Raw genomic sequence first — 12,621 nt, 5'->3', positions numbered from 1 at the left:
TGTTCTTCTTCCAGTCCTTCAAGGAGCGTGGGCGTGGCGATGAACTCGCGGACCCCCATCCGTGGCTACCGCGCGGGTTTCTTCTTCGTGGTGATGATGCTGTCGGCCGTCACGGGCTTCACGCTCTTGACGGAGGTGCGCACCGGCCATCAGGTGGACGCGCTGGTGCTGGAGGCGCTGGAGCGCGCGAGCCTCATCGGGCGCATCCGCGTGGACGTGATGTCGCTGGAGTCCGCCATCGAGGCGCACGTGCGCTCCACGGGCGACGCCGAGCGCAGGGAAGCCGACGCGGTGATGGAGGACATCCTGGGCAGCATCCGCCGGGCCTCCGAAGCGTACATGCGCCACCTGCCCCCCGGGGAGAAGGAGGTGTGGCTGCGCTTCAACGGCGCTTGCCAGGGCCTCGCGGATCAGGTGCGCGCGGCGGCGGTGTTCTCGCGGCAGCGCGAAGCGGAGCGCGCCCGGCGCCACCTGGTGGAGAGCATCCGTCCGCTGGCGGCGGAGGTGGACTCGCTCGCGGGGAAGCTCGCCACGGAGAACGCGGATGATGCCCGCGTGCTCGTGGGCCGGCTGGGCACGCTCCGGGTGCGCAACACCGCCCTGGGGGCGGGCACCACGCTGCTGGCCATCCTCCTGTCGGCGCTGGTGGGCTGGCACATCATCCGGCTGCTCAAGCGCCAGGACGCCACCATCCAGGGGCAGATTGAAGAGCTGGGGCGGCACAACCAGGAGCTGGATGCCTTCACCAGCCGCGTGGCGCACGACCTGATGGGCCCGCTGTCCCCGCTCAAGGGCTACCTGACGCTCATCCGGCGCTCGGGCTCGGTGAAGGACCCGGGCGCGCTGGAGATGATTTCGCAGTGCGAATCCAGCGCGGTGCGCATGGGGGAGCTGATTGAAGCGCTGCTGCGCTTCTGCCGCGCGGGCAACCGGGGCGATGGCACGAAGGGCGAACTGGACACGGCGGTGAGCACGCTCTTGCTGGAGGTGAGCCAGACGGCGTCGGCGCTGGGCGTGGCGTTGGAGCGCGAGCTGGAGCCGGGCGTGCTGGTGGACTGTCCCGCGCAGCTGCTCCAGGTGGTGGCGCGCAACCTGTTGTCCAACGCGGTGAAGTACACGGCGGGGCGGCCGGACCCGCGCGTGAAGGTGCGCGTGGCGACGGAAGGCACGGACGCGGTGGTGGAGGTGACGGACAACGGGCTGGGGATGAGCGCGGCGACGCAGGCGTCGCTGTTCCAGCCGTTCTTCCGGGCCGCGGAGGTGCGCGGCATTCCGGGCCATGGGCTGGGGCTGGCCACCACCCGGCGCGTGGTGGAGGCCCACGGCGGCACGCTCACGGTGCATTCAGAAGAAGGCAAGGGGACGCGGATCCACGTGCGCTTCGCACGTGCCGCGCGCACGGCGGCGCCGCTTGTGGTGGAGTCCGGCGCTCAACGGGACTCCACCTCCATCCGCAAGGCCTCATGAGCTCAGCCCGAATCCTCGTCGTGGATGATGACCCGCATGCGCGGGACCTGTTGCAGCGCCTGCTGGGTGTGCTGGGCCCGGTGGTGCAGGCGGCGGACCCGAAGGGCGCGGCGGAGCGGATGGGTGAGCAGGCCTTCGACCTGGTCCTCACGGACATGGCGATGCCGGACCCCGGCGACGGGCTCAAGGTGCTCCAGACGGTGCGCTCCAACCTGCCGGACACGCCGGTCATCGTGGTGACGGCGTTCGGCAACATCGAGGGCGCGCTGGACAGCATCCAGCAGGGCGCCTTCGACTACCTGTCCAAGCCGTTCGACGTGGACGCCATCATGCGGGTGGCGAAGCGGGCGCTGGAGCAGAAGCGGCTGGTGGAGGAGAACCGCACGCTGCGCAAGCAGGTGGAGCGCACGTCGCTCGTGGGCCGCAGCCAGGCGCTGCTGGAGGTCTACAAGCAGGTGGCGCGAGCCGCGACCAGCAACGTGCCGGTGCTGATTACGGGTGAGACGGGCACGGGCAAGGAGATGGTGGCGCGGGCGCTGCACAAGCGCTCGGCGCGCTCCAGCGGGCCGTTCATCCCCATCGATTGTGGCGCCATCACCGAATCGCTGATGGAGAGCGAGCTGTTCGGCCACGCGAAGGGCAGCTTCACGGGCGCGTCGGGTGCTCGGCGCGGTCTGTTCGAGGAGGCCAACGGCGGCACGCTCTTCCTGGATGAGATTGGCGACGTGGGCATGAAGGTCCAGTCGCAGCTCCTGCGCGTGGTCCAGGAGGGGGAGATCCGCCGCGTGGGCGAGAGCGTCCCGGTGAAGGTGGACGTGCGGGTGCTGGCGGCGACGAACAAGGACTTGAAGGTCCGGGTGACGGATGGGTTGTTCCGCGAGGACCTCCTGTACCGGCTGGACGTGGTGCACCTGCACCTGCCGCCCTTGCGCGAGCGGCGCGAGGACATCCCGGCGCTGGTGGAGCACTTCGCGGCGCTGCATGCGCGGGGAGGTGTGAGGCCGGTGGTGACGGCGGACGCGATGGCGCGGCTCACGGTGTACGACTGGCCGGGCAACGTGCGGCAGTTGGAGAACGTGATGGCGCGGGCGCTCGCGCTGAACGTCACGGGCGTGCTGGGGCCGCCGGACTTCCCGGAGCCCATCGGTGACGCGCCCAAGCGGCTCACCGGGCTCGCGGGTGATTTGCCGAGCCTCGCGGAGCTGTCGCGGCGGTACGCGGCGCACGTGCTCCAGCACGTGGGCGGCAACAAGAGCGAGGCGGCTCGGCTGTTGGCGGTGGACCGCAAGACGCTCTACAAGTTGCTGGAGACGCCCGAGGCGCCGGAGGGCATTCCTCCCGCTGAAGGGCGGAGTTGATCCGGTTCGCTTCGGGCAGGGAAGGACGCGCTTTCCGCCGTTCGTGGCAATGACCGCTGCGGGCGCAAGTCCTGCCCACCCACGCGGTTTCGCGCGCAGGAGATCGCACCTGGGCCGACGTTGAGGATGTCGGCGGGGACCCGTACCGTAGCGGCCTGTATGCGCCGCTGGTTCCCGCTCGGACTTCCCCTGATGCTCTTCGCGTGCGCTCCGGTGGAGCCGCCCGCTCCCCTCACTCCAGCGGATGCGGGCAGCGCGCGCGCCGTGACGGAGTTGGCGTCCGTGGCCTCCTCGCCCGATGCCGAACCTCTACCGACGCAATCCGCGGAGGCTCTGCGCTCCGCGTGGCAGGCCACCACGCCGGAGTCGTCCGAGGATGGCGGCGTGGCGCATGCCACGGCCTCGGCGCTGATCGAACCTTCGGAGCTCTCGGAGGACGGAGGCGCGAGTGGTGCGCTGTCGCTGGAGCCTTCGCTTTCGCAGGCCCCGTTACGTGGCTCGAACTCCGAGGCCCTGCCGGGCGAGGAGGAAACGCAGGTCATCACCGAGTCCGAGGTCCCCGTGCTGGAACTGGGACCCGATGGAGAACCGCTGCTCGATGCTGATGACTTCGCCCAGGAGCCTGTGCCTCCTGTCGCAGTAGAGCCCTTGCAGGGGGGCACCCCCGTCGCGGACATGGGTTCCAAGCCGAATGGAACACCGCCCGCAGTGGATCCGGACTCCGACGATGCCCCCGTTCCCGACGAACCGCTCGCCGCGCTCGACGCGGGCATGGAGCCCTACGCCATTCCCTACGCGCCGGATGCGGGCTCGCTGCGCGTGCGCCGTTCCATCGCGGTGCGCTCGGAGCCCCGGCAGGATTCACAGCCTCTGGGCACGGTGGCCCAGGACATGCGCGTGACGTGGCAGGAGGGCGCGATGCGCGGACCCGACTGCGAGACGTGGGTACACCTGCAACCCCGCGGCTGGGTGTGCGAGCGCTACCTGGAGCAGAACTTCCGCGAGCCCCGCGTGCGCACGCTGCCCCGCGTGGAAGAGGGCGCGCTCACGCCCGGCATCTACGCTCGCGTCGTCGGCCGCCGCGTGCGCGCCTACCCGAGCCTCGCGCTCGCCCGCAGGCGCAAGCAGGGCGTGCTGCTCAAGGGCTCCGTGACGGTGAAGCTCCAGGGGCAGGTCAAGGTCGGCCGGCGCACCTTCTGGCGCACGTCGGACGGCCAGTACTTCGAAGCCCGTGTGCTGCGCGAACACCGCCCCTCCGACTTCAGCGGCCTGGACGCGGAGGCGCTCGCCTCACTCCCCATGCCCTTCGCGTGGGCCCAGTCCCGCGCCGCTCCGCGCTCGGATGTCGTCGTGCGCGTGGCCCCGGACTCCCACGCCGACCGTGAGACGGTGCTCCCGCCCCGCACGCTCGTGTCCGTGCGCGAGCTGTCCCCGGATGGCCAGTGGGTGCGCATCGCGGAGGACCACTGGGTGGCCCGCGATGACCTGCACGTCGCGTGGTCGCTGGCGTCCCCGTCCATCGTGGAGCCCGGCGCGAAGTGGCTGGACGTGGACCTGGAGTCCCAGGTGCTCATCGCCTACGAGGGCGACCGCCCCGTCTACGCCACGCTCATCTCCTCCGGCAGCCCCGGCACCGACACCCCCGAGGGCCTGTTCCGCGTCTGGGTGAAGTTCGCCGAGGCCGACATGACCGGCAGCATGGGCAACGCCAGCTACCGCGTCGCCACCGTGCCGTGGACCATGTTCTTCGAAGGCGACTTCGCGCTGCACACCGCCTACTGGCACGACCGCTTCGGTGAACCGGTGAGCCACGGCTGCATCAACCTGGCCCCGAAGGACGCACGCGTCCTCTACGGCTGGACCACGCCCGAAGTGCCCACCGGCTGGTCCATGGCCCACGCCATGCCCGACGACCCGGGCACCTGGGTGCGCATCCGCGGACAGGCCCGTGTCCAGCCGAAGAAGCGCCGCGGCAGCGCTCCCGTGGTAGCCACCGTCAGCGACCTGTGAGCACGCGGCTCAACCGCCCAGCACGGACACGGTGACGCGGCGGCGGTGCGGCGACGTGCGGTGCTCCCAGACGTAGACCGCCTGCCACGTGCCCAGGTCCGCCTCGCCGTCCTTCACCGGGATGCTCAGGGTCACCTGCGTCAGCACCGACCGCACGTGCGCGGGCATGTCATCCGGCCCCTCCGCGTCGTGCTGGAACAGCGGATCCCCGTCCTTCACCAGCCGGGAGAAGAACGCCTCCAGGTCGCGCTGGACGACGGGGTCCGCGTTCTCGCTGATGATCAACGACGCGCTCGTGTGGTGCAGGAACAGCGTGCACAGGCCTTCGCGCACGCCCGTGCCCTTCACCGCTCGCTGCACGTCGTCGGTGATGTCCACGAGGCCCCGGCCCCGCGTGGACACCGTCAGCTCCTTCGCCTGATACACGCTTCCTCCGTCCCGCGGGTCAGCGTCCGTCCAGTCGCTTCACGAGGAACGCGGCCAACTGCTCCAACTCCTCGGTGAGGATGGTGTGCCCACCGTCGAAAGGTAGGAACTCCACCGGCATCCCCACCCCGGTCAGCAGGTCGCGCAGGCGCTCGCCTTCCTGGAAGGGCAGCACCGGATCCTGACGTCCATGTCCCTGGAACACCGGCAGCGCTGGCCGGGCCTTGGCCCGGGGCTTCCACTCCTCTTCCGCGACCAGCGCACCGGACAGCAGGCACAGGCCGGCCGGGCACTCCTCCAGCCGCAGCGCCACGTCCGTGGACATCATCGCGCCCTGGCTGAAGCCTCCCAGCACGATGCGGCCGAAGGGCTGCTGGAGCGCGGCCACCGTGCTCATCAACGCACGGCGGGCGGCGGGCATCCCCGGGGGCACTTCCCGGGAGAACTGCTCCCAGTCCCGCTGCTGCCCCATCAGCACCGACTGCGGCAGCGCGAACCACGCGCGCCCCTGGGGCATGCCCAGGTTCTCCAGCGACAGGGGCGCCTCCGGAAACACGAAGCGCACGGCCTCCGCCAGCCTGGGCGAGGCGTTCATCAACTCCGGCGCCAGCCCTACCAGGTCCGTGCCCGACGCGCCGAAGCCGTGGCTGAGCACGACCACCAGGTCCGGCTTCGCGCCCTCGGGGAGCGCGTCCACCACGACGCAGTCCAGCTCGCCCAGCTTCGTGCGCACCGCACGCGGACGGACGCTCACGGCTGCGCGTCGCTGATGGTGATGTGCTGGATGACCACGTCCTCGTTGGGCCGGTCCTGGCGGCTGCGCGGCACGTTGCCAATCTTCTCCACCACCTCGTAGCCCGTCACCACCTCACCGAAGATGGTGTGCTTGCCGTTCAGGTTCGACGGCGTGCTGGTGGTGATGAAGAACTGGCTGCCGTTGGTGCCCGGGCCCGCGTTGGCCATGGCCAGGATGCCCGGCTTGTCGAAGGTGCGCATGCTCTTGAACTCGTCGCCGAAGCGGTAGCCCGGGTCGCCCCGGCCGGTGCCCGTGGGGTCGCCGCCTTGAATCATGAAGCCCGGGATGACGCGGTGGAAGATGGCGCCGTCGTACAGCGGCGTGCCCTCCACCCGCTCGCGCGTCTTGGGGCTGATCCACGGCTGCTCGCCGGTCGCGAGCCCCACGAAGTTGGACACCGTCTTGGGCGCGTCCTTGGAGAAGAGCTTCAGGACGATGGTGCCCTGGTTCGTCTCCATCTTGGCCCAGAGGTCCTGACCCTCCAGCGCCTTCCTCTGGAAGCCCTTCGCGGTGGCCGTGTCCGTCTGCAGGCTCACCGTGCGGGGGGACGCCGCGGAGTTGGAGGGGGTCGGGGATGCCTTGCCGCCTTCGGACTCCTTGTCCTTGGAGCACGCGGTCAGGGCGAGGCAGAGGAAACCAACGGTCAGGAATGAGGTGCGCATGGCGGGCGCATCCTAGCGGCTTTCGGCATGGCCACGGCGTGCTAAAGAGTGCGTCCATCCCCGGAGGTTTGCCCTGTGACAACCGGACAGGAATGGCTGGTTGACGCGAGCGGCTGTTCGCCGGAGCGGCTCAAGGACGCGCCCGCGTTGGCGGCGCTCTTCGAACAGCTCGTGGTCCTCCTGGACCTGAAGGTCGTGGGCCAGCCCCAGTGGCACGTCTTCCCGGAGCCCGGGGGCATCACCGGCCTCGCGCTGCTGGCCGAAAGCCACCTGACCGTCCACACCTTTCCGGAGCACGGCTTCGCCGCGCTCAACGTCTATTGCTGCCGCACCCGCGCGCGTCCGGACTTCGACGCGCTGGTGGCCCGCTTCCTGGGGGCCACGTCGTGCCGCGTGCGTGAACTGTCGAGAGGGGTGGAGGCGTGACGCAGGGGGCGTGTCCGTCGTGTGGGGCGAGCGTGGAGTTCACCGCCGGTTCGGCGCAGGTCGTGGTCTGCGGCCACTGCCAGGCGGTGGTGGCGCGCGCTGGCGCGGAGCTGGAGGCGCACGGCCAGGTGGCCCGCGTCGTGGAGACCGACTCTCCCCTGCGCCTGGGGCTGGAGGGGCGCATCAACGGCGCCTCCTACCAACTGGTGGGCCACCTCCAGAAGGACCACGGCGCCGGTCCCTGGGACGAGTGGTACGTGGAGATGTCCGACGGCCGCACCGGCTGGCTCAGCGAGTCCGAGGGCGCCTTCCACCTGCTCTTCGACGGCGGCGTGGAGGAGGGCCTGCAACTGGACTCCCTCCACCCGGGCGAGCGCCTGCGCCTGCGCAACCGCCCCCTGGTGGTGGAGGAGCGGGGCCACGGGCAGGTCACCGCCGCGGAGGGCCAGCTGCCCAGCGACGTCGATCCCTCCGAGGACTCCTGGTACGTGGACGCCACGGGTCCCCGGGGCCTGTTCGTGTCGCTGGACTTCGGCTCGCGCGACCGCGACCCGGAGGTGTTCCTGGGCCAGAAGCTGGAGCTGTCGCAACTGGGCATCCCGGCCGGCGACCTGCGCCCGCGCGTGCGCAAGGCGCAGTTGCAGCAGGCGCGCTGCACCCAGTGCAACGGCCCGCTGGAGCTGCGCGCGCCGGATCAGACGCTGCGCGTGGCGTGCCCGTACTGCGGCGCGCTGATGGACGCGAGCCAGGGCAAGCTGAAGTTCCTCAAGCTGCTCCAGAAGCCGGAGCTCCCCGCGGACATCCCGCTGGGCGCGAAGGGCACGTTCGACGGGGTGGAGTGGATCTGCATCGGCTACCAGGAGCGCTCGTGCACGGTGGAGGGCACGCGCTACCCGTGGCTGGAGTACCTGCTCTACCACCCGGCGCGCGGCTTCACGTGGCTGATGGAGTCCAACGGCCACTGGGTGTTCTTGAAGCCGCTGGCGGCCGGTGACGCGGAGGTCGTCCCGCATGTCTCCGCGCACTACGAAGGCCGGCGCTACAAGGCCTTCCAGTCCGTCCAGGCCGTCACCGACGCGGTGGTGGGTGAATTCTACTGGAAGGTGACCCGGGGCGAGACGGCCCAGGCGACCGAGTACGTCGCGCCGCCGTACTCCGTGAACGAGGACGCCACCGACAACGAGGTCACCTACACCCACGGCGAGTACCTGGCGCCGGAGCAGGTGCGGGACGCGTTCAGGCTGAAGGAGACGCTGCCTCCGCCCCGGGGCATCGCCCCCAGCCAGCCCAACAAGCGCCGGGCGGCGCTGACGACGACGCTGAAGTGGACGGGCGTCTGGCTGCTGGGCCTGTTCGCGCTGTCGGCCGTGTTGCACGCGCGGGCGATGAACGCGCAGGTGCTGGACCTCCAGGTGCAGGTGTCCCCGGATGCGGCGTCGGGCACGCCCTCCGCCATGCACTTCAGCGAACCGTTCGAGCTCACGCGCGACGGCAACATCCGCGCGGAGGTGACCATGGCCACCACGCTCGACAATTCGTGGGTGGGCGTGCAGGGCGACCTGGTGAACCAGGGCACGCAGGAGGTGGTGAGCTTCTACGAGGAGATCAGCTACTACCACGGGCGCGACAGCGACGGCTCCTGGAGCGAGGGTGGCGACCACGGCAGCGTGTTCCTGTCCACGGTGCCCAAGGGCACGTACGTGCTGCGCACCACCACGTCGTTCGACCCGGCGATGAAGTTCAAGTCGAGCCTGCAAGGCGTCAGCTACCGGGTGCTCTTGACGCACGACACGCCGAACGAGAGCTGGTTCGTCATCGCGCTGGTGCTGCTGCTGGTGGGGCCGGTGCTGTCGTTCATCAGCGCCCACGGCTTCGAGACCGAGCGCTGGAAGGAAAGCAACCTGCAGTAGGGCTCCCTCACGGGGAGCACGGTGGAGGTGGACGATGAAGTACCTGGGTGGGTTCGTGCTGCTGGCGTATGCGTGGGCGACCTATACGGGCTGGGCTCCCTTCAGCAACGAGGAGCGCGGACGGGTGACAGGCGATGTGCGGCGCGGCCCCGGCGGCGTGCTGCTGTGGACCGGTGGATTCATGGGAGGCAAGTGATGCTGCTGCTTGGAGTGGTGGTCACCCTGCAGGGAGTGCTGGCGAGCGTCATCTATTCGCTCATCGGTCTGGTGGTGTTCGTGGCCGGCTTCTACGTCATCCGCCTCATCCTCCCGTACGACGTGCACAAGGAGATCGAGGTCGACCAGAACACGGCGCTGGGCATCGTCATCGGCTCCTTCATCCTGGGCCTGGCCATCATCATCGCGGCGGCCATCGGCGGTTGAGCGACGTGACGCTTTGAACAAGACGCTGCTGTTTCTCACCGTCCTCGTCATCGCGACGTGTGGGCTCATCTACGAGCTCATCGTCGGGACGCTCGCCAGCTACCTGCTGGGGGACAGCATCACGCAGTTCTCCACCGTCATTGGCGGCTACCTGTTCGCCATGGGCATCGGCAGCTACCTGTCGCGCTTCGTGGAGCGCGGGGTGGCCCAGCGCTTCGTCGAAATCGAGCTGGCCGTGGCGCTCGTCGGCGGCCTGTGCGCGCCGATGCTGTTCCTCACCTTCACGCTCACCAGCGTCTTCCCCGTCGTCCTCTACGGCAGCGTGCTCCTCATCGGCACGCTGGTGGGGCTGGAGATTCCCCTGCTCCTGCGCATCCTGCAGGACCAGCTCAAGTTCAAGGACCTGGTCAGCCAGGTGCTGACGTTCGACTACCTGGGCGCGCTGGCCGCGAGCGTGGCCTTCCCGCTGCTGCTCGTCCCGAAGCTGGGGCTGGTGCGCACGTCGCTGCTCTTTGGCCTCTTGAACGCGGCGGTGGGCCTGTGGAGCACGTGGCTGCTCGCGCCGGTGCTGGCCAACCCCGTGCGCCTGCGCATCAAGGCGGTGCTGCTGTGCATGGGGCTGCTCGTGTGCTTCGCGATGGGGGACCGGCTCACCACCTTCTACGAGGACCAGCTCTACGCGGACGAGGTGGTGCACGCGACCAGCTCCCCGTACCAGCGCATCATCGTCACGCGCGGCAAGCGGGGCTTCTCGCTGTTCCTCAACGGCAACCTCCAGTTCGCCAGCATCGACGAGTACCGCTACCACGAGCCCCTGGTGCATCCGGCCATGGGGCGGGCACGGAAGCTGGACCACGTGCTGATTCTTGGCGGTGGGGACGGGCTCGCGGCGCGCGAGGTGCTCCGCTATCCCGACGTGAAGTCCGTCACGCTGGTGGACCTGGACCCTGCCATCACGCAGCTCGCCACGGGCTACAAGGAGCTGGCGGTGCTCAACGGGCACTCGCTCACGCACCCGAAGATGCGCGTCATCAACACGGACGCGATGCAGTTCCTCACCGAAAGCACGAGCACCTACGACGTGGTGGTGGTGGACTTCCCGGACCCCAACAACTTCGCGCTGGGGAAGCTGTACACGACGGGCTTCTATAAAATCCTGAAGAAGCGCCTGTCTCCGGGCGGGGTGGCGGTCATCCAGAGCACCAGCCCGCTGTTCGCGCGGCGCTCGTTCTGGTGCGTGGAGACGACGCTGAAGGCCTCGGGCTTCTGGACGCAGCCGTACCACTCGCTGGTGCCGTCCTTTGGCGAGTGGGGCTACGTGATGGTGGCGCTGGAGCCGCCCGGCCGGCACCGCCCGCTGCCGGAGGGGCTGACGTTCCTGGATGAAGACACGCTGGAGGGCATGTCGCGCTTTCCTCCGGACATGGCGCCCCTGCCGGCGGAGGTGAACCGGCTGAACAACCAGGTGCTGGTGCACTACTACGAAGAGGAATGGCGTCGGTGGAACTGACGCGGCGGGAGCTGGTGGCCGCGTTCCTGGGCGCTTCCGTGGCGAGCGCCTGTCAGCGCCAGCAGGCCCCTCGCCCCACGGTGCCGGGCGCCATCGTGGACCGCGCTGTGGAAGCCGGCCACAAGCTGCGCGGCGGTCCGCTGCCCCGCGCGGAGGCCTTCGAAAAGGTGGACGTGCTGATTGTCGGCGCGGGCGCGGCGGGGCTGTCCGCGGCGTGGCGTCTGGCCAGCGCGGGCGTGACGGACGTGCGCGTCGTGGAGCTGGAGGCGGAGGCCGGCGGCACGTCGCGCTCGGGCAGGAACGCCGTGTCCGCGTTCCCGTGGGGCGCGCACTACCTGCCATCGCCCCTGGAGGACCGGGGCCCGGTGATGCGCCTCTTGCGGGAGATGGACGCCGTCACCGGCGTGGACGCGGAAGGCCGCCCGTCGTTCGCGGAGGAGCTGCTCATCCAGGAGCCCGACGAGCGGCACTTCTACCGGGGCCACTGGTACGAAGGGCTGTACCTGCGCGCGGGCGCGAGCGGGAAGGACCTGGAGGAGCTGGAGCGCTTCGATGCGCGGATGAACGCCTTCGCCGCCGCGCGCGACGCGAAGGGCCGCAAGGCGTTCGCGGTGCCGGTGGCGCTGTCCAGCGACGACGCGGAGTGGACGGCGCTGGACGCGCTGAGCATGGCGCGCTGGCTGGAGACGGAGGGCTTCCAGTCGCCCCGGCTCAAGTGGTTCGTGGACTACGCGTGCCGCGACGACTACGGCACCACCTCCGAGCACGTCTCCGCCTGGGCGGGCATCTGGTACTTCGCCGCGCGGCAGAACGGCCAGGGCGAGCGCAGCGACGGGTTCCTGTCCTGGCCAGAGGGCAATGGCCGGCTGGTGCGGCAGTTGCTGTCCTCGCTGGGCCCGCGCCAGGTGGAGCCCAACGTGCTGGTCCACACGGTGGAGCCAGGGGAGGGCGGCTGCCGCGTGCATGCGGTGGATGCGCGCACCGGAGCGCCCCGCGCCTTCCAGGCCCGGCAGGTGGTGCTGGCGTGTCCCCGCTTCGTCGCCGCGCACGTGGTGGCGCCGTGGCGCGAGGCTCGGCCCGCGTGGATGGACGCCTTCGTGTACAGCCCGTGGGTGGTGGCGAACCTGACGCTGTCGGGGCCGCCCGCGTCGCGCGGCTTCCCGCTGGCCTGGGACAACGTCCTCTATGAGAGCCAGAGCCTGGGCTACGTGGTGGCCACGCACCAGTCGCTGCGCCAGGACGAGCGCGGGCCCACGGTCCTCACGTGGTACCTGCCCATGGCCGGCGAGGACGTGAAGGCCGAACGCAACAAGGCCCTCTTGGCCACGTACGCGGACTGGGAAGCGCTGGTGATGGCGGACCTGCTGCCGGCGCACCCCGGCGTGGGCGCGCTCACGCAGCGGCTGGAGGTGCAGCGCTGGGGCCACGCGATGATTCGTCCCGCGCCGGGCTTCCTCTGGGGTGAGGCGCGCAGGGCCGCCGGGGAGAGCCTGGGGCGGCACTTGCACTTCGCGCACACGGACCTGGGTGGTATGGCCCTGTTCGAGGAGGCCAACTGGTTCGGGGTGCGCGCCGCGGAGCGGGCGCTGTCTGGACTGGGACGGACCTCCACCAGTTGGTTGTAGCCGCCGCT

Annotated in this window: 12 protein-coding genes; 9 read left to right on the top strand and 3 right to left on the bottom strand. The window is 70.0% G+C overall.

The window, feature by feature from the left end:
• Nucleotides 1–39: 39 nt before the first annotated feature.
• From OV208_RS23070 to OV208_RS23060, 3 genes are all read left to right on the top strand, one after another.
• Entirely contained in the window at nt 40–1,467 is a 1,428-nt protein-coding gene (locus OV208_RS23070; protein ID WP_267576036.1) for a sensor histidine kinase, read from the top strand.
• Nucleotides 1,464–2,825 (top strand): sigma-54-dependent transcriptional regulator, encoded by a 1,362-nt coding sequence (locus OV208_RS23065; protein WP_267576035.1) that lies wholly within the window; start codon nt 1,464–1,466, stop codon nt 2,823–2,825. The genes OV208_RS23070 and OV208_RS23065 overlap by 4 nt, the downstream gene beginning before the upstream one ends.
• 159 nt (nt 2,826–2,984) lie before the next feature.
• A complete protein-coding gene (locus tag OV208_RS23060) occupies nt 2,985–4,835 on the top strand; it encodes a L,D-transpeptidase (protein ID WP_267576034.1) in 1,851 nt (616 codons plus the stop codon).
• A 9-nt stretch (nt 4,836–4,844) separates the two neighbouring features.
• Here the strand turns inward: OV208_RS23060 and OV208_RS23055 are convergent, their stop codons facing one another.
• Genes OV208_RS23055 through OV208_RS23045 form a run of 3 tightly spaced genes read right to left on the bottom strand, consistent with a single transcriptional unit; the run spans nt 4,845 to nt 6,719 of the window.
• Entirely contained in the window at nt 4,845–5,261 is a 417-nt protein-coding gene (locus tag OV208_RS23055; RefSeq protein ID WP_267576033.1) for a secondary thiamine-phosphate synthase enzyme YjbQ, read from the bottom strand.
• 19 nt (nt 5,262–5,280) lie between these two features.
• On the bottom strand, nt 5,281–6,015 hold the full coding sequence (locus OV208_RS23050; protein WP_267576032.1) for an alpha/beta hydrolase: 735 nt from the start codon (nt 6,013–6,015) through the stop codon (nt 5,281–5,283).
• Nucleotides 6,012–6,719, bottom strand: coding sequence for a peptidylprolyl isomerase (locus OV208_RS23045; protein ID WP_267576031.1), 708 nt, complete (start codon nt 6,717–6,719; stop codon nt 6,012–6,014). Before OV208_RS23045 ends, OV208_RS23050 begins: the two co-directional genes overlap by 4 nt.
• Before the next feature lie 75 nt (nt 6,720–6,794).
• Between OV208_RS23045 and speD the strand changes: the two genes are divergently transcribed.
• The 6 genes from speD to OV208_RS23015 are packed head-to-tail and all read left to right on the top strand — an operon-like array spanning nt 6,795 to nt 12,613.
• Nucleotides 6,795–7,145 (top strand): adenosylmethionine decarboxylase, encoded by a 351-nt coding sequence (gene speD / locus OV208_RS23040; protein WP_267576030.1) that lies wholly within the window; start codon nt 6,795–6,797, stop codon nt 7,143–7,145.
• Nucleotides 7,142–9,055, top strand: coding sequence for a DUF4178 domain-containing protein (locus OV208_RS23035; protein WP_267576029.1), 1,914 nt, complete (start codon nt 7,142–7,144; stop codon nt 9,053–9,055). The genes speD and OV208_RS23035 overlap by 4 nt, the downstream gene beginning before the upstream one ends.
• Nucleotides 9,056–9,089: 34 nt before the next feature.
• Nucleotides 9,090–9,251 carry a hypothetical protein gene (locus tag OV208_RS23030; protein WP_167509839.1) on the top strand — a complete coding sequence of 54 codons (162 nt, stop codon included), beginning with the start codon at nt 9,090–9,092 and terminating at the stop codon, nt 9,249–9,251.
• The gene (locus tag OV208_RS23025) at nt 9,251–9,478 is read left to right on the top strand and encodes a DUF350 domain-containing protein (RefSeq protein ID WP_120534707.1); all 228 of its coding nucleotides are present in this window, start codon (nt 9,251–9,253) and stop codon (nt 9,476–9,478) included. Before OV208_RS23030 ends, OV208_RS23025 begins: the two co-directional genes overlap by 1 nt.
• Before the next feature lie 13 nt (nt 9,479–9,491).
• Nucleotides 9,492–10,988 carry a polyamine aminopropyltransferase gene (locus OV208_RS23020; RefSeq protein WP_267576028.1) on the top strand — a complete coding sequence of 499 codons (1,497 nt, stop codon included), beginning with the start codon at nt 9,492–9,494 and terminating at the stop codon, nt 10,986–10,988.
• Complete coding sequence (locus OV208_RS23015) at nt 10,970–12,613, top strand: FAD-dependent oxidoreductase (RefSeq protein ID WP_267576027.1); 1,644 nt, start codon at nt 10,970–10,972, stop codon at nt 12,611–12,613. Before OV208_RS23020 ends, OV208_RS23015 begins: the two co-directional genes overlap by 19 nt.
• The last annotated feature ends 8 nt before the right edge of the window (nt 12,614–12,621 follow it).

The organism is Corallococcus sp. bb12-1 (assembly GCF_026626765.1).
In the GTDB taxonomy this organism is placed as follows: domain Bacteria; phylum Myxococcota; class Myxococcia; order Myxococcales; family Myxococcaceae; genus Corallococcus; species Corallococcus terminator.
The sequence above is the reverse complement of the archived record's forward strand: the minus strand, read 5'-3'. Positions and strand labels throughout refer to the sequence as shown.

Coding starts and splice junctions, on each gene's coding strand:
- OV208_RS23070 (WP_267576036.1), top strand. CDS start 40: ATGAACTCGCGGACCCCCATCCGTGGCTACCGCGCGGGTTTCTTCTTC.
- OV208_RS23065 (WP_267576035.1), top strand. CDS start 1,464: ATGAGCTCAGCCCGAATCCTCGTCGTGGATGATGACCCGCATGCGCGG.
- OV208_RS23060 (WP_267576034.1), top strand. CDS start 2,985: ATGCGCCGCTGGTTCCCGCTCGGACTTCCCCTGATGCTCTTCGCGTGC.
- OV208_RS23045 (WP_267576031.1), bottom strand. CDS start 6,719: ATGCGCACCTCATTCCTGACCGTTGGTTTCCTCTGCCTCGCCCTGACC.
- OV208_RS23030 (WP_167509839.1), top strand. CDS start 9,090: ATGAAGTACCTGGGTGGGTTCGTGCTGCTGGCGTATGCGTGGGCGACC.
- OV208_RS23025 (WP_120534707.1), top strand. CDS start 9,251: ATGCTGCTGCTTGGAGTGGTGGTCACCCTGCAGGGAGTGCTGGCGAGC.
- OV208_RS23015 (WP_267576027.1), top strand. CDS start 10,970: ATGGCGTCGGTGGAACTGACGCGGCGGGAGCTGGTGGCCGCGTTCCTG.